Source organism: Streptomyces sp. NPDC059909 (assembly GCF_042730885.1).
Lineage (GTDB): Bacteria > Actinomycetota > Actinomycetes > Streptomycetales > Streptomycetaceae > Streptomyces.
Map to the genome: position 1 here is coordinate 30,757 of NZ_JBHWKX010000054.1, position 21,310 is coordinate 52,066.

Below are 21,310 nucleotides of genomic sequence, written 5' to 3' on the forward strand. Positions count from 1 at the left end.
CTACACGGGCGTGCGTGGCCGCTTGTTGTTCACTATGCTGCCCACACCCCCCGTATTCCCCCTGTCTCACCACCTTCCCCTCTCCCCCCCCCCCCCCCTCCCCGACCACCCACAATTCGTCTGGCCCCCCACACACCACCCCCTCCCCCCCCCCACGGCCGTATGCGCCGCCCCCGCGCCGCGAGGCGCAGGCGGGCCGGGTTACTTCCTGCGGCGGCGCCCGCCGCTGCTCTTCTGCGCCTTGCGGCGCTCCGCGCGCGTCATACCGTCCGACTCGGACCGCGCCGGCTCCCCGTTCGCGAAGTCGCCCTCGACGACACCGCCCTCACCGTCGACTGTCGGCGCGGAGAAGTGCAGCCGGTCCGGCCGCTGCGGCGCGTCGAGCCCCTTGGCGCGGATCTCCGGACGGCCCGCGCCCGCACCGGCAGGCACCGCGTCCTCCTTCGCCAGGGAGGTCTTCTCGGCCGCGTCCTGCACCGGGATCTCCTCGACCTGCTGCTCGACCTGGACCTCCAGGTTGAACAGGTAGCCGACGGACTCCTCCTTGATGCCCTCCATCATCGCGGTGAACATGTCGAAGCCCTCGCGCTGGTACTCGACCAGCGGGTCCTTCTGGGCCATCGCGCGCAGGCCGATGCCCTCCTGGAGGTAGTCCATCTCGTAGAGGTGCTCACGCCACTTGCGGTCCAGGACCGACAGCACCACGCGCCGCTCCAGCTCACGCATGATGTCCGAGCCGAGCTGCTTCTCGCGCTCGTCGTACTGCTCGTGGATGTCGTCCTTGATCGTCTCGCCGATGAACTCGGCGGTGATCCCGGCCCGGTCGCCCGCCGCCTCCTCCAGCTCCTCGACCGTGATCTTCACCGGGTAGAGCTGCTTGAAGGCGCCCCACAGCCGGTCCAGGTCCCACTCCTCCGCGAAGCCCTCGACGGTCTCCGCCTGGATGTACGCGTCGATCGTGTCGTCCATGAAGTGGCGGATCTGCTCGTGCAGGTCCTCGCCCTCCAGGACGCGGCGCCGCTCGGCGTAGATGACCTTGCGCTGCCGGTTGAGGACGTCGTCGTACTTGAGGACGTTCTTACGCGTCTCGAAGTTCTGCTGCTCGACCTGCGACTGCGCCGACGCGATCGCGCGCGTCACCATCTTGTTCTCGATCGGGACGTCGTCCGGAACGTTGGCCATGGCCATGACGCGCTCGACCATCTGCGCCTTGAACAGGCGCATCAGGTCGTCGCCGAGCGAGAGGTAGAAGCGGGACTCGCCCGGGTCGCCCTGACGGCCGGAACGACCGCGCAGCTGGTTGTCGATACGCCGGGACTCATGGCGCTCGGTGCCCAGGACGTAGAGCCCACCGAGGGCCTTGACCTCTTCGAACTCCGCCTTCACGGCCGACTCGGCACGCTCCAGGGCGTCCGGCAGGGCCGCGGCCCACTCCTCGACGTGCTCGACGGGGTCCAGGCCGCGCTGGCGCAGCTCCGCCTCCGCCAGGTCGTCGGGGTTGCCGCCGAGCTTGATGTCCGTACCACGGCCGGCCATGTTCGTGGCGACCGTGACCGCGCCCTTGCGGCCGGCCTGGGCGACGATGATCGCCTCACGGTCGTGCTGCTTGGCGTTGAGCACCTCGTGCTGGATGCCGCGCTTGTTCAGCTGCTGCGAGAGGTACTCGGACTTCTCGACCGACGTCGTACCGACGAGGATCGGCTGACCCTTGTCGTGCTTCTCCGCGATGTCGTCGACGACGGCCGCGAACTTGGCGACCTCGGTGCGGTAGATCAGGTCGGACTGGTCCTTGCGGACCATCGGCCGGTTCGTCGGGATCGGGACGACGCCCAGCTTGTAGATCTGGTGGAACTCGGCGGCCTCGGTCATCGCCGTACCGGTCATGCCGGACAGCTTGTTGTAGAGGAGGAAGAAGTTCTGCAGGGTGATCGTGGCGAGCGTCTGGTTCTCGTCCTTGATGTCCACCCCTTCCTTCGCCTCGATCGCCTGGTGCATGCCCTCGTTGTAGCGGCGGCCGGCGAGGATACGGCCGGTGTGCTCGTCGACGATCATGACTTCGCCGTCGATGACGACGTAGTCCTTGTCCTTCTTGAAGAGTTCCTTGGCCTTGATGGCGTTGTTCAGGTAACCCACGAGCGGCGTGTTCACCGACTCGTAGAGGTTGTCGATGCCCAGCCAGTCCTCGACCTTGGAGACGCCGGACTCATGGATGGCGACGGTCCGCTTCTTCTCGTCGACCTCGTAGTCGCCGGTCTCCTCGATGCCCTTCATCGGGTTGCCCGGCTCGCCCCTGGTGAGTCGCGTCACCAGCTTGGAGAAGTCGCCGTACCACTTCGTGGCCTGGTCGGCGGGGCCGGAGATGATCAGCGGCGTACGGGCCTCGTCGACGAGGATCGAGTCGACCTCGTCGACGATCGCGAAGTTGTGGCCGCGCTGGACGAGCTCTTCCTTGGACCACGCCATGTTGTCGCGCAGATAGTCGAAGCCGAACTCGTTGTTCGTGCCGTACGTGATGTCGCGCGCGTACTGCTCGCGGCGCTGCGCCGGCGTCATGTTGGCCAGGATGCAGCCGACGCTGAGGCCGAGGAACTTGTGCACCCGGCCCATCAGGTCGGAGTCGCGCTCGGCCAGGTAGTCGTTGACCGTGATCAGGTGGACGCCCTTGCCCGAGAGCGCGTTGAGGTACGCCGGGAGCGTGCCGACGAGGGTCTTGCCCTCACCGGTCTTCATCTCGGCGACATAGCCGAGGTGCAGCGCGGCGCCACCCATGAGCTGGACGTCGTAGTGACGCTGGCCGAGGACGCGCTTGGCGGCCTCGCGGACGGTCGCGAAGGCCTCGGGCAGCAGGTCGTCGAGGCTCTCGCCGTCGGCGTAGCGCTCCTTGTACTCATCGGTGAGCGCACGCAACTCGGCGTCGGAGAGGGTGACGAAGTCCTCCTCGATGGAGTTGACCTGGTCCGCGATGCGGTGCAGTTTGCGCAGGATCTTGCCTTCGCCTGCACGCATGAGCTTGTTGAAGACGGACACTGAGGTTGGTCTCCTTGCCGGTCGGGCCTGGCACTGGGTCGTGTGATGACACTGGCGCGGGCACGGCAGGTGGGCCCCACCGCAACGGCCATCGTAAGCGAGGACCCGGCCAAGCCGGGAGGTCCTCCCCCACGGGGCTTCGCCGTGGCTGCGCCCTGGACGAAGACCGACTGCCGCGCATCAGGACAACGCGCGGGAGCCGCGGAAGGTGCCGCCGCTCCCGAAAAGTGTTCGCACGCCGGACGCACAGTCACCAGAATCCCTGCATGGAGCCCATCACTGTCAGCACCGAGCGCCTGGCGCTGCGTTCTTTCACGGCGGACGACGCGGAGGAGGTGCACGCGGCTTGTCAGGATCCCGACATCCAGCGCTGGATTCCGGCCATTCCGGTGCCGTACGAACAGGGGCACGCGGAAGAGTTCGTCGGACTGATCGTTCCGGACGGCTGGCGCAACGACTCGGCGTACACCTTCTGTGTACGTCCCCGGGGCGGCGGCCCGCTCCTCGCGTCGACCAGCCTGCACCACCCGCGCGAGGGCGCGTGGGAGATCGGCTACTGGACGGCCAAGGAGCACCGGGGCCGCGGGTACGCGGCGGAGACGGTGCTGGCCCTGGCCCGCTGGGCGTTCACCGAGCTGGGGTGCATCCGCCTGGAATGGTGTGCCGAGGTCGGCAACGAGGGGTCGCGTGGCGTCGCGGAGAAGGCCGGCTTCTCGGTCGAGGGCGTCCGGCGCGCGGGCATCCGGAACCGGGAGACCGTCCGGGACAGCTGGGTCGGCTCGCTGCTGCCTTCGGACCTGGGGCTGGTGCCGGCGGTCCCGTATCTGCCCGCGAAGGAGTGACGCCGGCCCCGCCCTCGCGGAGGCGTGACGCGGGTCCCAGCCCTGATTTTCCTGGTCAGGGCCCGATTGAGTTCCTAACGGACGTCAAGTAGCTCGTGGTGTTCTTGAGGGCTGGTTCGTAGGGTGGTTGTCGACGAGCCGGTTGCCGGAGCACTTCGTGACTCCTTCTCGCGCCGGCTCGTCATTGGGTTCTTCAGCTGCTGGGATCGGCGGCGGACGTGGACCTTCGCGCGAGCGGCCTTGTCGACCTTGTAGCGGGTCGCGCAGATCTGTCGTCCCTCGGCCTCGGTGATGTCGCGTCCGTCGGTGTCTCGGAGTTCGTAGAGGGTGCCGTTGCGCCAGCAGGCGGCCAGGCGGGTGATCAGTGCGGCGGCCAGAGTGCACAGGGCAGAGTTGTGGTGTTTGCCCTTGTTGGCGACGAGATCGTGGTAGCGGGCGGCAAGGGTGGGATCGACGTGCCGGGCGATGTCCGCGGCCTTGAAGAGGGTCTCGCGCAGTCCGGGATCTCCTTGGCGGGTGGGCGGTCCGTTGCGGCCCGCCAATCCGGACTGGCTGACACGGGGAACCAGGCCGGTGAAGGCGCGGATGCCGGCCAGGCTGGCGAAGCGGTTCGGATCTCCGAGTCTGCCCAAGATGCCGGCAGCCGTGGTCACGCCGAAGCCGGGCCCGGAGGCGATGACCTGGCCGGGATCGGCTTCTTCGTAGAGGACGGCGATCCGGTCCTCCAGGGTGGTGATCTGTGCGTTCAGGTGAGCGGCCATATGGGCCTCGCCGGCAATGTCCTCGGCGAGTTCGGCAAAGTCCAGGGCGCCGTCGGGCCAGAGGTTGAGGGTCTGCTGGGCGGCGTTGACGATCCGTTCGGCGTGCTCTTCGCGCCACTGCCCGCGGCTGTGCCGGATCAGCATGGCGGCCAGTCGTTTTCGGCCCAGTCGCCGGATGGCGTGGGAGTCGGCGCCGGTCTTCTCCAGCACGGCCAGAGCCGCTTTGGAGTAGGCACCGGTGCGGGCGTCGGCCCAGGCGGGTCCGAGCAGCTCCAGCAGGGCATCGAGCCGGTAGAAGGTGGCGGTGCGGCGTTCGACCAGCGTGCTGCGGCGGCGGACGGCTCGTCGCAGTGCGTTGGCGGGCCCTGTGTCCGACAGGCCCCGCAGCCCTTCGGGGTGCAGCAGCGGCAGCCGCGCCAGGACCCGGGAGTCCAGCCGGTCGTTCTTGGTGTGCTTGGAGTAGTAGTCGCGCAGTTCCGCCGACTGCTCCGGCGGCACCAGGACGACCTTGGCGCCGCGGTGCCGGAACCACGCGGCCAGCGGGGCCCAGGCATTGCGGGTCGGCTCCACGATGACGACGACGTCGTCGGTGCCGGGCAGTCCGTCCCATAACCGTTCGAGGTCTTCGGGTGTGGTCGTGAAGCGCCGTCCGGAGAACTGGATCTCTCCGGTGGCGTCGGTGCAGGTGGCCCGGTGGGAGGCCCGGCAGGCCACATCGATTCCCAGGTGCAGTCTCAACAGGCTTCCCGTCTGTGCAGCGGCAGGCTGACGCTTGTCCAGCCCCTGCACCACGACCCGCGTGGCACGTGTTCCGCAGGGTTGTGCTGACCGGACATTCGGTAGCAGCGGTCCGCGCTCGCCGCGGCCACGAGTTCCCAACAGGGACGCACGTGCGTCGGGAGGTTCAACCAGCCGTCGATCAACGTTGAGAAGTCGCCTGCAAGCAGACGCTTCGGTCAGTGATCCAGCCGTGCCGGAAGAACCGGACCCGACGCACCCTACGCAGCCCCCGAAGATCCCGGAGGGCCATCTCCAAAGCTAAATGTCAGTGCCTCCCTCTAAGGTGCGGGGCATGACGACTGTGCCGCCCGCCGCTGCCGAACTGTCCGCCGACGAGGCCCGCCGCATAGCGCTGCGCGCCCAGGGGTTCCTCGATGCCCCGGACCGGCGGGGCGGCGTGCGGGGCGTGCTGCGCCACCTCGGTGCCGTTCAGCTGGACACGATCTCGGTGCTGGCCCGCTCGCACGAGCTGATCCCGTACGCACGCCTGGGCGCGGTCGGCCGCAAGACGGTCGAGGACGCGTACTGGACGGGCGCATCCGATGGCGCGTCTCCGGCACGGCCCCACGCCTTCGAGTACTGGTCGCACGCGGCCTGCATACTCCCCGTCGAGGAGTGGCCGCATTTCGCCTTCCGCCGCCGTGCCTACCGCGCCCGCCCGCACTGGTACCACGACCTGCCGGACGGCGCCTATGACGCGGTGGTCAAGCAGCTGCGCGCCGAAGGACCGCTCACCGCCACCGAACTGGGCGGCGCGAAGAACGGCGGGGAGTGGTGGGACTGGTCCGAGTCGAAGGTCGCCGTCGAGCGGGCCCTGATGTACGGCGAGGTGGTGTGCACCGAGCGGCGCGGCTGGAAGCGGGTGTACGACCTCGCCGAGCGTGCGATCCCAAACGAGGTGCTCCATGACGAGCTGGACGACCGCGAGTGCCTGCGGCGGCTGGTGCGGCTGGCCGGGCAGGCCCTCGGGGTGGGCACCCGCGCGGACATCGCCGACTACCACCGGCTCAAGGGCGAGCAGTTCGACGCCGTGGTCGCCGACTCCGGTCTTGTGCCCGTCCGGGTCGAGGGCTGGGACAAGGCGGCGTGGGCGGATCCGGAGGCCCTGGCGAGCGAGCCGCGCGGACGCCACCGCACGACGCTGCTCTCGCCGTTCGACTCGCTGATCTGGGAGCGCGCGCGGACCGAGCGGATCTTCGGTTTCACCCACCGCCTGGAGGCGTACGTCCCCAAGACGAAGCGGGTGCACGGCTACTTCGCGATGCCGCTGCTCTCGGGCGGCAAGCTGCTGGGCCGCGTAGACCCGGCCCGCGAGGGCACGACCCTGGTCGCCCGGCAGGTCTCCCTGGACACGCCGAAGGCGGTCCGCCCCATGGCCCAGGCCCTGCGGGAAGCCGCGGAGTGGGTCGGCTGCGACTCGGTCCGCGTCGAACGCGTCGACCGCCCCGAGCTGATGGCCCCGCTGGTGGCAGCCCTCGGCTGAGCCCTGCGCGCCCTGGCACCCGGCGCGGTTGCGCGCTGCCCCGGCGCGCCCAACTACCGGGCCTCGACGGCCTTCTCGCCTCCGGCGGCTCGCACGGACCGCATTCTCCCGAGGTGCCCAGGGCCCGAGCCGGGCCTCAGCCGGAGCCCCCGGGCGCCCTGCTACCGGATCTCGAGGATCTTCTCGCGCATCGCGTACACCACCGCTTCCATCCTGGAGTGCAGCTGGAGCTTCTCCAGGATGTTGCGCACGTGGTTCTTCACCGTGTTCTCGGAAATGAACAACTCCTTGGCGATGTCCCGGTTGTTCATCCCCGTGGCCACCAGCTTGAGGACCTCCAGCTCCCGGTCGGTCAGCCGGGGCGCCGGCACCAGCCGGCGTTCGTCGGTGCGCTGGATCATCGACTTGAACTCGGTGAGCAGCTTCGACGCCATGGACGGGCTGATCTGCGACTGGCCGTCGGCCACGGCCCGGATCGCCGTGGCCACTTCGTCCGTGGAGATCTCCTTGAGGAGATATCCCGTCGCCCCCGCCTTGATCGCGTCGTAGAGATCGGCCTCCTCGTCGCTGATCGTCAGCATGATGATCTTCGCGCTGGGGGCCACCTCCTTGATGGAGGTGCAGGCTTCGATCCCGCCGCGCTTCGGCATCCGTACGTCCATCAGCACGATGTCCGGCAGCAGATCGGCGGCCTTGTCGACGGCCTCGGCACCGTCACCGGCCTCGCCGACCACCTGGATGTCCTCCTCCTGGGCGAGGACGATCTCCAGCCCGCGGCGGAAGAGCGCATGGTCGTCGACCACGAGCACCCGGATCGGCTCCTTCCGGGAGGCACCCGTCTCCCGGCCGCCCGTGCTCTCGGCGTCGTCCGCGTCCTGCACCGGCCCGAAGCTGTCCGCCATCGTTCCTCCCCCTGAGGCCATGGCCCTCGTTCATCTGCGGTCTGCCAACCGCAGTCCACAGCGCACCGGTTGGCTCGGATCGCCATGATTCCATGCCCGCATGACAGCGGGGCGTTCCCGTGGTGGCACGGTGGTGCCCCTGGGGGCGCACAGGGCGCTCCAGGGGCACCACCGAAAAGACGGGATCAACCGCCGAGCGCACCACCGGCACCGCCCGACTCGCTCCCGGCGAGCGGGTCGGTCCGCAGGTGGATGACGCCGTAGTCGTAGGCGTGTCGCCGGTAGACGACACTGGGCTCCTTGGTCTCGGAGTCGACGAACAGATAGAAGTCGTGCCCGACCAACTCCATCTCGTAGAGAGCCTGGTCGAGCGTCATGGGGGCGGCGACGTGGTGCTTCTCGCGGACCACCAGCGGCCCTTCGCCCTGCACTTCGAGCGAGCCGATCCTGGTGGTGGGAATGGCGTCGGATGCCTCTTCGGAGACGGGCTCACCGCTTCCGTTCAACTGGGCCACGCCAGGAACGACGTCCGCTACCTCCGCTGCCGACAGCCGGCCATTGCCCCTGCGGGTGTGACGCTTGTCGTGCTGCTTGCGCAGCCGAGCCTCCAGCTTCGCCGTGGCCAGGTCGAGCGCCGCGTACGGGTCCCCAGCCGCTGCTTCGGCCCGGATCACCGGGCCGCGTGAAAGAAGCGTGATCTCCACGCGGTCGGAACGGTCGGCCTGCCGCGGGTTGTGCTCCTTGGACACCTCGACGTCGAGGCTGATCACCTTGCCGTCGAGCTTCTGGATCTTCTCCAGCTTCAGCTTCTCGGCCACGTGCTTGCGGAACCGCTCGGGCACCTCGGTCTTGCGGCCCTTGACGACGATGTCCACGCAGAACTCCGTTCCCGGATTTGCTCCGCACTCGACGCGGAGCGTCTCCCTTTTGCACCAGGCCCCGGTGAGCACCGGAGCCTCGGACTTGGTGACTTTCACCTCCTCCTCCCCCATCGGCAAGATCCCCACCCCACCAACTTCGAGGTTCTGGGTTCCTTCATGAACACCTGGCCTTAACCCGACCATGTATTCGACGAAGGGCAGAGTTCACCATTCCTCACAACCGAACATAGCTCGCCAGGACCGTTGTCGGCACCCGCTACCAGCGCGTACGTCCGATCGGGCGATTTCCGCCGCTCACTACCTGCAACGTTGCAACTTCCCTGTCAGTTCCGGTTGATCCCGAAGGACAGGGGTGGTGCGGCGACCACCGCGGCACTCATCCGGACGCATCCGGAGGAGTCGGCGGCTGTCACGGCACGCAGTGCCCGCGCTGCCTCGACCAGCGAGGCGCCGGTCGTCATCAGATCGTCCACCAGCACCGCTCTGTGGCCCTCCAGCAGCCGCCCGGCACCAGGCACCACCTCCAGAGCCCCCGCCATGTTCGACAGCCTCCGGCGGGCCGTGAGACCCGACTGGTCAGCCACCGCACGGCGCTGCCTCAGCACCGGGAGCGCGCAGGCAAGCGTCCCCGAGCGCCGCAGCACTCCCGCCGCGGCGGCCGCGACACGCCGTGCCGCATCGTGGCCACGTGCCCGCACCGCGCGCCGCGCCGAGGGCATGGGCACGAGCACCAGCGGCTCGGGCCCGGCGAGCGCATCGGGCACCGCCTCCCGTACGGCCCCGGCCAGCGCCCCGCCGAGCGGCCCGGCCAGCCCCAGCGCACCCCGCTCCTTGTGCGCCAGCAGCACGGCCCGTACCGCGTCCTCGTAGCGGGCAGCGGCGAAGACCACGGGCAGCCCCGCCGGCTCGGGACACGGCCGCACCCTCCGCGGCCGCCGACCGGCCAGCTGCCACGCGCACTCCTCGCACAGAGGCGTACGAGGACGTCCGCAGCCGCTGCAGGCGACCGGCAGCACCAGCCCGGAGATCTCGCGCCACCAGCCCCGCATGACCACCACTGTGCCGCTGCGGGAAGTTCCCTGCCACCCCTGTGGAAAAGCCGCGCGGTCATCCACGACCTGTGGAAAACCCCGACAGGCCCGGCGCTACCCGGGGTAGACCGGGGACGCGCCCTTGTCGATCATCGTCTGCCAGTTCGTGGAGGGCGCGAGGCGCACCAGTCCGTCGTCGGAGACGGCCACCAGCGGCTGCTCCTCGTCCTCGGTGGCGGCGACCGCGGACACCTTGTTCAGGCCCGGCAGACCTCCTGCGGGGGACAGGGAGCCGTCGGTCTGGATGTAGCGCACCTGCTGCACGCCCCCGGCCTCCTTGCCGACCACGACGAGACGGCTCGGACCGGCCCAGGAAACGGCTGTCACCGATTCCAGACGCGGCGCCGCGGACTGCAGCTCCACCACGGAGGCCGTACTGACCCCTTCGGCGTCCACGTGTCGCTCGATCCGGCCGATCTTCAGGGAGCGCTTGCCGTCCTCGGAGAGCAGCAGCGCTATCCGTACGCCGTCGGCGGACACCCGCAGCGACTCGATCCGCGCGCCGTCGAGCCCGTCGACCTTGACCTCCTTGGCCTCGCCCTCGCCGCCCGCGAAGCGGAGCAGCCTCGGCCGGGCCGGGTCGCGGTCGGCCACCCACAGATCACTCCGGTCCCAGCTCGGCGCCGACAGCCGGTCCTGGGGCTTCCTGGCGTGACTCACCGCCAGGGGCTCGGTGAGCTCTTCGTCGGACATGATCGAGGCCGTGTACAGACGAAGGCCGTCGTGCGAGACGCCCGCCGCGCGCTGACCGTTGCGCGCCACCGCGACGGTGCTCAGACGCAGCTCGCCGCTGCCGAACGGACCGCGCACCCTGGTCTTGTCGACGGTTTTGGCCCCTGCCCCCACCACGGCCATCCGCCCGCTGGCGTCGACGAAGTACACGTTGTCCGGGCTCGGCGATGTCCGCCCCGGGGCGGACGCCTGCGCCTGGTCGGCGCTGAGCACACACAGATGCGAGCCGTCCGCACGCAGCAGCTCCACCTGCTCGACACGGGGCGACGTCAGATCACGCAGGGTCAGCAGCAGCTGGGTCGCCATGCGACGGCACACCGTCCCCCCGACGTTGGACGCCTTGTCGTTGAGCGGCACCTTCAGCAGATTCTGGTCGTCGGGCGTCAGGGACGTGACGCCCTTCTTCAGGGCCGTACCCGTGGGAAACGCCGAGCCGACCACCGGCTTCAGCCAGTTCGTCGGCCCTTCGAACAGCGCCGACACCGTCTGCGCGACCGGGTCCATCCGGGTCACGGGATCCTGCCGCTGCCGGATGTAGACCGGGTCCGCGACCACCGACTGCTGCCCGGAGGCGAAGTAGTACTTGTTGACCGAACGGTAGTTGCGCAGGAAGTCGCTCTCCCCGAGCACGAGGCCCTGCGGGGCGGCGTCGATACGCCACTCCTTGCCCTTCCCGTCCGCCCCGCTCTGCCGCATCAGGCGCAGCGTCCCGCTGTACTGGGTGGGCGCAGCCGCCTGATACGCGTGCCGGTCGACCGTTGCGATGAGCTCACCGGACAGCGAGTAGCTGCGGCTGTCGTCGCTCTCCCCGGCGACCGCGCTCCCGGCATCGGGCGCCTCGGTGAGTACCGTCGTGAGCTGCTCCGGCTTCCACTCCTTGGCCGCACGCTTCGTCAGATACTTGCGTGCCGTCGCAAAGCTCGGATCGTCACTGGTCATGGCCTCCAGGAAGCCGACGACTATCTCGTCGGGCACGGCGCCCTCACGGGGCGGTACGGCCAGGACGCGCACCTGCGAGTCCGCGCCCTTGGTGGCCTTCACCTGCTCCACGTCCCCGCTGTCGGGCATCGACGCGCACCCTGCCAGCAGCACGGCGGCGCAGACGGGCAGGACGAACGTCCGCGCCGCGCGCCCACCGCCGTAACCACGACGCTCAGCGCCCACGTGTCGTGTCCTCCCGCTCCGAGATCCGTCCGCCCGTCTCGCCCTCACCCAGCCGCTCCCCGGCCTGACGCGCCACGACACGGGCTCCGCTGCCCGGCAGGGCCGCCGGGTCCACCGCTGCCCCCGGCGTGGCGTGCGGGCCCCCTGGCGCCCGCGCAGACACCGGTATCGGCAGCCGGTCGGCGCCGGGCTGCACCGGAACGGTCGTCAGGCGCTGCGCACCCTCGCTCGCGCCGCCGTTCGCCTCGCCGGCCGCGGCACGCTCCCGGGCGCGCCGGGAGTCCTCGGGCTCGAGGGGTATCGGCGATCCGCGCAGCGGCTCGTCGGCGGTGCGGGGCAGGGTCAGACGGAACTGGGAGCCGCCGCCCGGCTCGCCCCACGCCTGGAGCCAGCCGCCGTGCAGTCGCGCGTCCTCTACGGCGATGGACAGGCCGAGGCCCGTACCACCTGTGGTGCGCGCCCGCGCCGGGTCGGCCCGCCAGAAGCGGTTGAACACCCGCGTCGCCTCGCCGGGCTTCAGTCCCACGCCGTAGTCCCGCACGGCCACCGCAACCGCCCCGCCGGCCGACGCCATCCGCACGACCACATCGCGCCCCTCGCCGTGCTCGACGGCGTTGACCACGAGGTTGCGCAGGACCCGCTCGATACGCCGGGCGTCTGCCTCGGCGACCACGGGCTGCTCGTCGCCGACCACCCGGATCCGAGTGCCCTTGCGCTCGGCCAGCGGCTCGGCCCCGCCGATCACCCGGCGCACGACCTCGCGCAGGTCTATGGGCTCGGCCTCCAGCGCGGCCGCGCCCGCGTCGAAACGGCTGATCTCCAGCAGATCGGAGAGCAGTGACTCGAATCGGTCGAGCTGGTCGCCGAGCAGCTCCGCGGAGCGCGCCGTCACCGGGTCGAAGTCGCTTCGCGCCTCATGGATGACGTCGGCCGCCATCCGTACGGTCGTCAGCGGAGTACGCAGCTCGTGCGACACGTCCGAGACGAACCGCCGCTGCATCCTGGACAGCTCCTCCAGCTGCTGGATCTTGAGCTGGAGGTTCTGCGCCATCTTGTTGAAGGCCTCGCCCAGCCTGGCGATGTCGTCCTCGCCGGTGACCTTCATCCGCTCCTGGAGCCGCCCGGCGGAGAGCCGCTCGGCAATGCCGGCCGCCATCCGTACAGGCGTGACGACCTGCCGCACGACCAGCCACGCGATCGCCCCGAGCAGGACGACCACGAACAGCCCGGCCGTCGCCAGCGTCCCCTTGACCAGGCTGAGGGACTCCTCCTCCTGCGTCAGCGGGAAGAGGTAGTACAGCTCGTAGGCGTTGCCCGCGACGTCGTTGAGTCGCTTGCCGACGACCAGCCCGGCCTCCGGCTCCTTGGGAACCGAGTACTTGATCTTGACGTACGTCTGGAACGTGCCCGTCCCCTGCGCGACCGAGCCGCGCAGTGCCTCGGGAATGCTCGTCACATCCACGTCGCCGGACGCCCGCGGGCCCCGGCTCGTCCCGGCGTCCTCGGAGTCCGGGCTGAGCGCCACCACGTGGTAGGCGCCCTGGCCACCACTGGCCAACTGCTTGACGAGCTCGGACCGCCAGTTCACGGCGCCCCTGCCGGGCCTGCCGTCGGTGGCGTCACTGTCGGGGCCGCCGAGGGCGACGGTCCCGCTCGCCTTGTCCTGCGCCGCCGCGAAACCGCCTGCGGCCTGGCTCAGCGCCGCCTGCTCCTTCGCGTCCAGCAGTCCGTTACGGACCTGGCCGATGACCACGAGTCCGAGCAGCAGCACCACGCCGAGTGACATCAGCAGGGTGCTCGCGACCACCCGCAGCTGAATGTTCCGCCGCCACAGACGGACAGCGGGCAGGAGCGGCCGCCGAACCAAGCGCATGGCCATGCGGAGCACCGGTCCACCCGGTGCCCCGTCCTGGAAAACCCTGCCCACGCGCGAATGCCCACGCCCGGGCCCGGCAGCCCGCCCCGTACGGACTCCCGGCCCCCCGGGCTTCGGAGCAGTACTGCCCACAGCCATATCAGCTCGGTCCGGCCTTGTAACCGACGCCACGGACGGTCACCACGATCTCCGGCCGCTCCGGGTCCTTCTCGACCTTGGAGCGAAGCCGCTGAACATGGACGTTCACCAGGCGGGTGTCGGCGGCATGGCGGTAGCCCCACACCTGCTCGAGCAGCACCTCACGGGTGAACACCTGCCACGGCTTACGGGCCAGCGCGACGAGCAGATCGAACTCGAGCGGGGTCAGCGCGATCGACTGCCCGTCCCGCTTCACGGAGTGACCGGCCACATCGATGACCAGGTCCCCGATCGTGAGCTGCTCGGGAGCAGGCTCCTCCGACCTCCGCAGCCGTGCCCGGATGCGGGCCACCAGCTCCTTCGGCTTGAACGGCTTCACGATGTAGTCATCGGCACCGGACTCCAGCCCGACGACCACGTCGACAGTGTCGCTCTTGGCCGTGAGCATGACGATCGGCACACCCGACTCGGCCCTGATGAGCCGGCACACCTCGATGCCGTCCCTGCCGGGCAGCATGAGATCCAGCAGTACCAGGTCCGGCTTGGCCTCCCGGAAAGCGGCAAGTGCCTTGTCGCCGTCCGCTACGAACGACGGCTCGAACCCTTCACCACGCAGCACAATCCCGAGCATCTCGGCCAGTGCGGTGTCGTCGTCGACGACAAGGACGCGTCCCTTCATAATCGACATCATCCCATTAGCTAATCGTTACCTGGCGTGACCTGGCACACAGCTCCGCAATTCCGTCCCCGGTGACCGGGGACACGACTCCTACTTCGGTGACGACGGCCGTCACGAGTTCGGGCGGCGTGACGTCGAACGCAGGGTTGTACGCCAAGGTTCCCAGCGGGGCGACCGACAGCCCGCCACCCGGCTCGGCTCCCGCCGCCGACTGCTGCGCCATGACCTCCGTCACCTCCTGCCCCGGCCTCTGCTCGACCTCTATCGACGCCCCGTCCGCGGTCCGCAGATCCACCGTGGTGGTCGGTGCCACCACGATGAACGGCACATGGTGGTACTTGGCGAGGACCGCCAGCGGGTAACTCCCCACCTTGTTCGCCACGGAGCCGTCCGCGGCAATCCGGTCGGCCCCGATCAATACCGCATCCACCTGGCCCGCCGCGAACAGCGAACCCGCCGCATTGTCCGTGAGCAAGGTGTACGGCATGCCGCTCCCGGCCGCCTCGTACGCGGTGAGCCGGGCCCCCTGCAGCAGCGGCCTCGTCTCGTCGACCCACAGCGTGCGCAACCGGCCCGCCCGGTGCGCGGCGAGCGCCACCGCGAACGCCGTGCCCTCACCGCCCGACACCAGCCGCCCTGTGTTGCAGTGCGTCAGGATCCGGTGGCCGCCGCCCGGCAGCAGCTCGTCCATCAGCGCGAGCCCATGGCCCGCCATGCGCGCACTGGCCTCGGCGTCCTCCCGGTGCAGCGCCTTCGCCTCGGCGAGCGCGGCCGCCGCTCCCGCACCGGCACCCCTGCCGATCGCCTCCTGGTACGCGGCGGCCGCCCGCCGCACGCCGTAACCGAGGTTGACCGCGGTGGGCCGCGCGTGCTCCAGCATGGCCGCCGCCTCCGCGACGTCGTACCCACGGGCGGCGGCCAGCGCCACCCCGTACGCGCCGGCGATCCCGAGCAGCGGCGCCCCGCGCACGGCGAGTGTCCTGATCGCCTGCACCAGCGCCGGGACGTCCGTGCAGACCAGCTCGACCTCCTCGGCGGGCAGCCGGGTCTGATCGAGAAGGACCAGTACGGGGCCTTCGGGCGCCTCGTCCCAGCGCAGCGCGGGCGGCGGCGCCGGGTTCCCGCCGGCCGGGATGTGAACGTGCTGATCAGCCATCCGCCCAGTCTGCCCGCTACGGCAGCCACAATGAAGGTGAGAAGGAGATCAAAGGCCCGGCCCACCGGCGGGCAACGCGTGGCACGATGGCTGCCGACCTTCCGCCACGCCGGGCGGGCAGGCACCGAGACAGCACTGGCTCCCCGAGCCTGGCGCGTGACCAATCCACGAGGTGGACGACTGTGAACGACACTCCGGGCTGGGCCTCGCCCGGATCCGTGCCCCCCGACGACCAGGGCAACGGAGTGCCGCGGCCCACCGAGCCCGCCGACGCGACCGGGCCCACCTCGAAGTGGTCCAAGCAGCAGCCGCCGGCCGGCCAGTGGGCCCCGCCGACCGCACCCGGCGGCGGGCCCGTGCCGCCGGTCCAGCCCGGCTGGGGCAGCGGACCGCAGCGGAGCGGCTGGGGCCGGCCGCCGGCCGCCAAGCCGGGAGTCATCCCGCTGCGGCCCCTCGGCGTCGGCGAGATCCTGGACGGCGCGGTGTCGACCCTGCGCGAGCACTGGCGGCCGGTGCTGGGCGTCACGATCACGGTCTCCGTCATCTCCCAGATCGCGGACATCCTGGTCCAGCGCTATCTGATCCCCCGGGCCCCGGAACTCGATCCGAACGCGAGCCCCGAAGAAGCCCTCAACCAGACCGTCGACGCCATGCAGTCGAGCCTGGCCGCCTCGGTGCCGACCCTGATCTTCACTCTGATCGCGACCATCTTCAGCACCGCGCTGCTCACCGTCGTGGTCAGCCGCTCGGTCCTGGGACGACCGGTCACCCTCGCCGATGCCTGGAACGAGGCCCGGCCGAGGCTTCTCCAACTGCTCGGGCTCACCACGCTCATCATGGTGATCACAGCAGGCGCGATCACCGTGGGCGTTCTCCCGGGGCTCCTGCTCGACTCCGCTCCCCTCGGCGTACTGGGCGGACTGGCCGGCACCATCGTCGCCGTCTGGCTCTGGGTCCGCTACGCCCTCGCCTCGCCCGCACTGATGCTGGAGCGTGGGGGCATCATCCAGTCGATGCGCCGCTCCGCCAAGCTGGTCCGCAACGCCTGGTGGCGGACGTTCGGCATCCTGCTGCTGGTGATAGTGCTCGTCTTCATCGTCTCGATGATCATCGTCACGCCGTTCAGCCTGCTCGCCATGCTGGTCGACAGCGACGGGATCACCGGAATGTTCAGCGGTGCCACTCCCGACTTCGGCTGGCCCTTCCTGATCATCACCGGCATCGGCGCGGTGATCGCCTCGGCCATCACCTACCCGATCTCGGCCGGGGTGACCGTCCTCCTCTACGTGGACCAGCGCATCCGCCGAGAAGCCCTCGACCTCGAACTGGCCCGGGCCGCAGGCCTCCCTGGTCACAGCTCCCCGGCACCCGGCAACGACACCTCCTGGAGCTGATGCGGTGTCCATCACGGGGGGAACGCTCGCGACGCGGCTCTTGAGCCGCGTCAACGACGACGTACCGGTGGACACTCCGCGCGTCCCCGCCCGGGAGGCAGCCGAGCGGGAACTGTCCAAGCCGATGTACCACGAGAACGATCCGAACCTCCTCGAACGCGGCCTCGACCGCTTCTGGGAGTGGGTCGACGGCATCTTCGACTCCGCATCCGGCGCAGCACCGGGCGGAGTGCTCGGACTCGTCGTCATCGCCTTGGTCGTCATCGCCCTGGTCGCTGCGCTGTGGTGGCGGCTGGGCACCCCGCAGCGCAGCCTCACCACCGGTGACGCCCTCTTCGAGGACGGCCCGCGCAGTGCCGCGGAACACCGCACCGCAGCCGAGGCACACGCAGCCGCCGGTCGCTTCAACCAAGCGGTCCAGGAGCGGATGCGCGCCATCGTCCGCTCCCTCGAGGAGCGGGCCCTCCTCGAACCGCGCCCGGGACGCACCGCGGACGAAGCGGCCGCCGAGGCCGGCCGTCCGCTGCCCGCCGAGGCCGACGCACTGCGCTCCGCGGCACGCGCCTTCGACGACGTCACATACGGCGGCCGCACCGCCGACCAGCAGACATATCTGCGCCTGAAAGACCTCGACGGCCGACTGGAACGCGCCAAGCCCCAACTCAGCGCCGCGTCACGAGGAGCAGCCGAATGACCGCGGCCACGACCGGCGCCACATCCACGGCCCTCACGTCCCGCCAGATCTGGACGCGGACCCGGGGCGTGCTGCTCGCGCTCCTCGTTCTCGTCGCCGCGGGGATCGCCATCGCCGCCGTACGCTCCGGGGAGGAGCACGGACGCCTCGACCCGCGGTCCGCGGACGCCCAGGGCAGCCGGGCCGTGGCCGAACTCCTCAAGGCCGAAGGGGTCGACACACGCGTGGTCACCACCCTCGACGAGGCCACCGCAGCCACCGGCACCGACACCACCCTGCTGGTCGTCACCCCGGATCTGCTGACGGGGAGCCAGCAGGAGGCCCTGCGCACGGCCATGGTCCCGTCGGGCGGCCGTACCGTCCTCGTCGCCCCGGGTCCGCCGTCCGTCGACATCCTCGCCCCCGGCGTACGGCCGGAGTCGCGCACATCCGTCTCGGCTCGCGCTCCCCAGTGCACCTTCCCCGCCGCCCAGCGCGCGGGAAAGGCCGACACAGGCGGTGAGCGCTACGCCACGGACGACCTCCTCGACACCGATGCCTGTTACCTCAGCGGCGGTCTGCCCACCCTGCTCCGGGTCAGCGACCCGGGCGACGGCGACACCGTCCTGCTCGGCTCCCCCGACATCCTCACCAACGAGCGCGTCGACAAGCAGGGCAATGCCTCCCTCGCGCTCCAACTCCTGGGCTCCCGGCCTCATCTCGTCTGGTACCTCCCTTCGCTCAGTGATGAGTCCGCCATGTCCGACGGCAGTGACGACGAGGGCGGCGAGAGCGGCATCGGCGACCTGATCCCGTCCGGCTGGCTGTGGGGCACGCTCCAGCTCTTCTTCGCCGCAGTGCTCGCCGCCGTCTGGCGCGCCCGCAGGCTCGGACCGCTCGTGACCGAACGGCTGCCTGTCGCCATCCGCGCCTCCGAAGCCACCGAGGGCCGCGCCCGGCTCTACCGCAAGGCCAACGCCCGCGACCGCGCCGCCTCCGCACTCCGCTCGGCCACCCGCGCCCGGCTGGCTCCCCTCCTCGGCGTCGCCCCGGCGGACGCCCACTCCCCCCATGCCCTCCTTCCCGCCGTGTCCGCGCGACTCCTCGACGGGGACCGGGACATCAGGGCTCTGCTCTTCGGCCCGGCACCCGCCGACGACGCCGCTCTCATCCGCCTGGCTGACCAACTCGACGCCCTCGAAAGAGAGGTACGCACTTCATGAGCGCCCCGACCCCCGAGACCCCCGAGAACTCGGACCGCGCACGCGCCTCCCTGGAAGCCCTGCGAACCGAGATCGCGAAGGCCGTGGTCGGCCAGGACTCCGCCGTCACCGGACTCGTCGTGGCCCTGCTCTGCCGAGGCCACGTCCTCCTCGAAGGAGTCCCGGGCGTCGCCAAGACGCTCCTCGTCCGCGCCCTCGCCGCATCGCTCGAACTCGACACGAAGCGCGTCCAGTTCACGCCTGACCTCATGCCCAGCGACGTCACCGGCTCGCTGGTCTACGACGCACGGACGGCGCAGTTCTCCTTCCAGCCGGGCCCTGTCTTCACCAACCTGCTGCTCGCCGACGAGATCAACCGGACGCCGCCGAAGACCCAGTCGTCGCTGCTCGAGGCAATGGAGGAACGCCAGGTCACCGTCGACGGCACCCCGCGCCCGCTGCCCGACCCGTTCCTGGTCGCCGCGACCCAGAACCCGGTCGAGTACGAAGGCACGTACCCCCTCCCCGAGGCCCAGCTCGACCGCTTCCTGCTCAAGCTGACCGTGCCGCTGCCCTCACGCCAGGACGAGATCAACGTTCTCTCCCGGCACGCAGAGGGCTTCAACCCGCGCGACCTGCAGGCCGCAGGAATCCGCCCCGTCGCGGGACCGGCCGATCTGGAGGCCGCCCGGGCCGCCGTGGCGAAGACTTCGGTGTCCCCCGAAATCGCCGGCTACGTCGTCGATATCTGTCGTGCCACGCGTGAATCCCCCTCGCTCACCCTCGGCGTCTCACCCCGAGGCGCCACCGCGCTGCTCTCCACCGCCCGAGCCTGGGCCTGGCTCACCGGCCGGGACTATGTCATCCCGGACGACGTGAAGGCCCTGGCCCTTCCCACCCTCCGGCACCGCATCCAGCTGCGCCCCGAGGCGGAGATGGAAGGAGTCACCGCAGACTCCGTCATCACCGCGATCCTCACCCACGTCCCCGTCCCCCGCTGAGCAGCGCACCGTGGCCCTCACCGGACGAACCGCTCTTCTCGCCGCCCTCGGCTCCATCCCCGTCGGCGTCTTCGCACCCAGCTGGGCGGGGATCCTTGCCGTCAACGCACCACTCTCAGTAGCAATTCTGTGCGACTACGCCCTGGCCGCACCAGTGCGAAAGCTCCAATTCACCCGAAGCGGTGACACGTCCGTTCGACTCGGTGACAGCGCGGAAGTCCAGCTCACCGTCACCAACCCGACGGCCCGCCGTCTGCGTGCGCACCTCCGGGACGCCTGGCCGCCGAGCAGTTGGGTCCCCGGCACGGAACAGACCGCCTCCCGCCACAGGCTGACGATCCCGGCCGGTGAGCGCCGACGCATCTCCACGATCCTGCGCCCCACCGGCCGCGGCGACCGCCAGGCAGAACGGGTCACCGTCCGCTCCTACGGCCCGCTCGGCCTCGCGGCGCGTCAGGGCAACCACGACGTGCCATGGACCGTACGCGTCCTGCCGCCCTTCACCAGCCGCAAGCATCTCCCCTCCCGCCTGGCCCGACTGCGGGAGCTCGACGGCCGCACCAGTGTGCTGACCCGCGGCCAAGGCACCGAGTTCGACAGCCTCCGCGAGTACGTCCCCGGCGACGACACCCGCTCGATCGACTGGCGCGCCACCGCCCGCCACAACACTGTCGCGGTACGCACCTGGCGGCCCGAACGGGACCGCCACATCCTCATCGTGCTCGACACCGGCCGCACCTCGGCCGGCCGCGTCGGCGACGTCCCTCGTCTGGACGCGGCCATGGACGCCGCGCTTCTCCTCACCGCACTGGCAACGCGCGCCGGGGACCGCGTGGACCTCCTGGCGTACGACCGCCGTACCCGAGCCCAGGTCCATGGGCGAGCGGCCGGGGAGGTGCTTCCCGCGATGGTCAATGCCCTCGCCCCGCTCGAACCGGAACTCGTCGAGACCGACGCCCGCGGCCTCAGCGCCGCCGCGCTCAAGCACGCCCCGCGCCGCTCCCTCATTGTTCTGCTGACCAGCCTGGAGACTGCTCCGATCGAGGAGGGCCTGCTGCCGGTCCTCCCTCAACTCACTCAGCGCCACACGGTGGTTCTCGCATCGGTCGCCGACCCGCACGTGGCGGAAATGGCCAAGGCTCGAGGCGCCTTGGACGCCGTGTACAACGCCGCTGCCGGCACACAGGCCCAGGCTCAGCGTCGCCGTACGGCCGAACAGCTCCAGCGCCACGGGATCACCGTCGTCGACGCGACCCCGGAGAACCTGGCTCCTGCTCTGGCAGATGCCTATCTCGCTCTCAAGGCAGCAGGGCGTCTGTAGAGGCACGGTGGCAGAGGGAGGACAAGGACCACTCTTCTGGCGGAGGCAGAAGAGTGGTCCCGGCCCGTTCTGGTCCGCTCCAGAACGCAGAAAAGCCCCGGACCACAAGGTCCGGGGCTTCCCGCAATGATTGTTCGGCGGCGTCCTACTCTCCCACAGGGTCCCCCCTGCAGTACCATCGGCGCTGAAAGGCTTAGCTTCCGGGTT

Annotated in this window: 16 protein-coding genes and 1 rRNA gene; 7 read left to right on the forward strand and 10 right to left on the reverse strand. The window is 70.2% G+C overall.

Features of this window, described 5'->3' with window-relative positions:
• Window positions 1-201 precede the first annotated feature (201 nt).
• On the reverse strand, window positions 202-3,027 hold the full coding sequence (gene secA, locus ACFV9O_RS29005) for a preprotein translocase subunit SecA (protein WP_385422896.1): 2,826 nt from the start codon (window positions 3,025-3,027) through the stop codon (window positions 202-204).
• Window positions 3,028-3,293: 266 nt separating this feature from the next.
• On the opposite strand from secA, the gene ACFV9O_RS29010 reads away from it, so the two are divergent.
• Complete coding sequence (locus ACFV9O_RS29010) at window positions 3,294-3,869, forward strand: GNAT family N-acetyltransferase (protein ID WP_385422898.1); 576 nt, start codon at window positions 3,294-3,296, stop codon at window positions 3,867-3,869.
• Between the two features lie 74 nt (window positions 3,870-3,943).
• Here ACFV9O_RS29010 and ACFV9O_RS29015 read toward each other — a convergent pair whose 3' ends face one another.
• Complete coding sequence (locus ACFV9O_RS29015; RefSeq protein ID WP_385422900.1) at window positions 3,944-5,368, reverse strand: IS110 family transposase; 1,425 nt, start codon at window positions 5,366-5,368, stop codon at window positions 3,944-3,946.
• Between the two features lie 334 nt (window positions 5,369-5,702).
• On the opposite strand from ACFV9O_RS29015, the gene ACFV9O_RS29020 reads away from it, so the two are divergent.
• Window positions 5,703-6,893 carry a winged helix-turn-helix domain-containing protein gene (locus ACFV9O_RS29020; RefSeq protein WP_385422902.1) on the forward strand — a complete coding sequence of 397 codons (1,191 nt, stop codon included), beginning with the start codon at window positions 5,703-5,705 and terminating at the stop codon, window positions 6,891-6,893.
• Window positions 6,894-7,054: 161 nt separating this feature from the next.
• Here the strand turns inward: ACFV9O_RS29020 and ACFV9O_RS29025 are convergent, their stop codons facing one another.
• From ACFV9O_RS29025 to mtnA, 7 genes are all read right to left on the reverse strand, one after another.
• A complete protein-coding gene (locus tag ACFV9O_RS29025; RefSeq protein WP_385422904.1) occupies window positions 7,055-7,795 on the reverse strand; it encodes a response regulator in 741 nt (246 codons plus the stop codon).
• Between the two features lie 185 nt (window positions 7,796-7,980).
• Window positions 7,981-8,670: a ribosome hibernation-promoting factor, HPF/YfiA family gene (gene hpf / locus ACFV9O_RS29030; protein ID WP_385422929.1), complete on the reverse strand. Its 690-nt coding sequence runs from the start codon at window positions 8,668-8,670 to the stop codon at window positions 7,981-7,983.
• A gap of 329 nt (window positions 8,671-8,999) precedes the next feature.
• Window positions 9,000-9,725, reverse strand: a complete 726-nt coding sequence (locus ACFV9O_RS29035) for a ComF family protein (RefSeq protein WP_385422906.1) — start codon at window positions 9,723-9,725, stop codon at window positions 9,000-9,002.
• Between the two features lie 96 nt (window positions 9,726-9,821).
• On the reverse strand, window positions 9,822-11,663 hold the full coding sequence (locus tag ACFV9O_RS29040) for an LpqB family beta-propeller domain-containing protein (RefSeq protein ID WP_385422908.1): 1,842 nt from the start codon (window positions 11,661-11,663) through the stop codon (window positions 9,822-9,824).
• Window positions 11,653-13,677: an MtrAB system histidine kinase MtrB gene (gene mtrB / locus ACFV9O_RS29045; RefSeq protein WP_385422910.1), complete on the reverse strand. Its 2,025-nt coding sequence runs from the start codon at window positions 13,675-13,677 to the stop codon at window positions 11,653-11,655. The genes ACFV9O_RS29040 and mtrB overlap by 11 nt, the downstream gene beginning before the upstream one ends.
• Window position 13,678: 1 nt before the next feature.
• Window positions 13,679-14,368, reverse strand: coding sequence for a two-component system response regulator MtrA (mtrA, locus tag ACFV9O_RS29050; RefSeq protein WP_187740742.1), 690 nt, complete (start codon window positions 14,366-14,368; stop codon window positions 13,679-13,681).
• 4 nt (window positions 14,369-14,372) lie between these two features.
• A complete protein-coding gene (gene mtnA / locus ACFV9O_RS29055) occupies window positions 14,373-15,512 on the reverse strand; it encodes an S-methyl-5-thioribose-1-phosphate isomerase (protein ID WP_385422913.1) in 1,140 nt (379 codons plus the stop codon).
• A gap of 182 nt (window positions 15,513-15,694) precedes the next feature.
• Here mtnA and ACFV9O_RS29060 point away from each other — a divergent pair, with 182 nt between their 5' ends.
• The 5 genes from ACFV9O_RS29060 to ACFV9O_RS29080 are packed head-to-tail and all read left to right on the forward strand — an operon-like array spanning window position 15,695 to window position 21,103.
• The gene (locus tag ACFV9O_RS29060; protein ID WP_385422915.1) at window positions 15,695-16,906 is read left to right on the forward strand and encodes a hypothetical protein; all 1,212 of its coding nucleotides are present in this window, start codon (window positions 15,695-15,697) and stop codon (window positions 16,904-16,906) included.
• A 4-nt stretch (window positions 16,907-16,910) separates the two neighbouring features.
• A complete protein-coding gene (locus ACFV9O_RS29065; protein ID WP_385422917.1) occupies window positions 16,911-17,600 on the forward strand; it encodes a DUF4129 domain-containing protein in 690 nt (229 codons plus the stop codon).
• The gene (locus tag ACFV9O_RS29070; protein WP_385422919.1) at window positions 17,597-18,802 is read left to right on the forward strand and encodes a DUF4350 domain-containing protein; all 1,206 of its coding nucleotides are present in this window, start codon (window positions 17,597-17,599) and stop codon (window positions 18,800-18,802) included. Before ACFV9O_RS29065 ends, ACFV9O_RS29070 begins: the two co-directional genes overlap by 4 nt.
• Window positions 18,799-19,782 (forward strand): AAA family ATPase, encoded by a 984-nt coding sequence (locus ACFV9O_RS29075; protein WP_385422921.1) that lies wholly within the window; start codon window positions 18,799-18,801, stop codon window positions 19,780-19,782. The genes ACFV9O_RS29070 and ACFV9O_RS29075 overlap by 4 nt, the downstream gene beginning before the upstream one ends.
• Before the next feature lie 10 nt (window positions 19,783-19,792).
• Window positions 19,793-21,103 (forward strand): DUF58 domain-containing protein, encoded by a 1,311-nt coding sequence (locus ACFV9O_RS29080; protein ID WP_385422923.1) that lies wholly within the window; start codon window positions 19,793-19,795, stop codon window positions 21,101-21,103.
• Window positions 21,104-21,235: 132 nt separating this feature from the next.
• On the opposite strand, the gene rrf is transcribed toward ACFV9O_RS29080, so the two are convergent.
• Window positions 21,236-21,310, reverse strand: a 5S ribosomal RNA gene (rrf, locus tag ACFV9O_RS29085); the annotation flags it as partial.

Coding starts and splice junctions, on each gene's coding strand:
- ACFV9O_RS29010 (WP_385422898.1), top strand. CDS start 3,294: ATGGAGCCCATCACTGTCAGCACCGAGCGCCTGGCGCTGCGTTCTTTC.
- ACFV9O_RS29020 (WP_385422902.1), top strand. CDS start 5,703: ATGACGACTGTGCCGCCCGCCGCTGCCGAACTGTCCGCCGACGAGGCC.
- ACFV9O_RS29025 (WP_385422904.1), bottom strand. CDS start 7,795: ATGGCGGACAGCTTCGGGCCGGTGCAGGACGCGGACGACGCCGAGAGC.
- ACFV9O_RS29035 (WP_385422906.1), bottom strand. CDS start 9,725: ATGCGGGGCTGGTGGCGCGAGATCTCCGGGCTGGTGCTGCCGGTCGCC.
- mtrB (WP_385422910.1), bottom strand. CDS start 13,677: ATGGCTGTGGGCAGTACTGCTCCGAAGCCCGGGGGGCCGGGAGTCCGT.
- mtrA (WP_187740742.1), bottom strand. CDS start 14,368: ATGATGTCGATTATGAAGGGACGCGTCCTTGTCGTCGACGACGACACC.
- mtnA (WP_385422913.1), bottom strand. CDS start 15,512: ATGGCTGATCAGCACGTTCACATCCCGGCCGGCGGGAACCCGGCGCCG.
- ACFV9O_RS29070 (WP_385422919.1), top strand. CDS start 17,597: ATGACCGCGGCCACGACCGGCGCCACATCCACGGCCCTCACGTCCCGC.
- ACFV9O_RS29075 (WP_385422921.1), top strand. CDS start 18,799: ATGAGCGCCCCGACCCCCGAGACCCCCGAGAACTCGGACCGCGCACGC.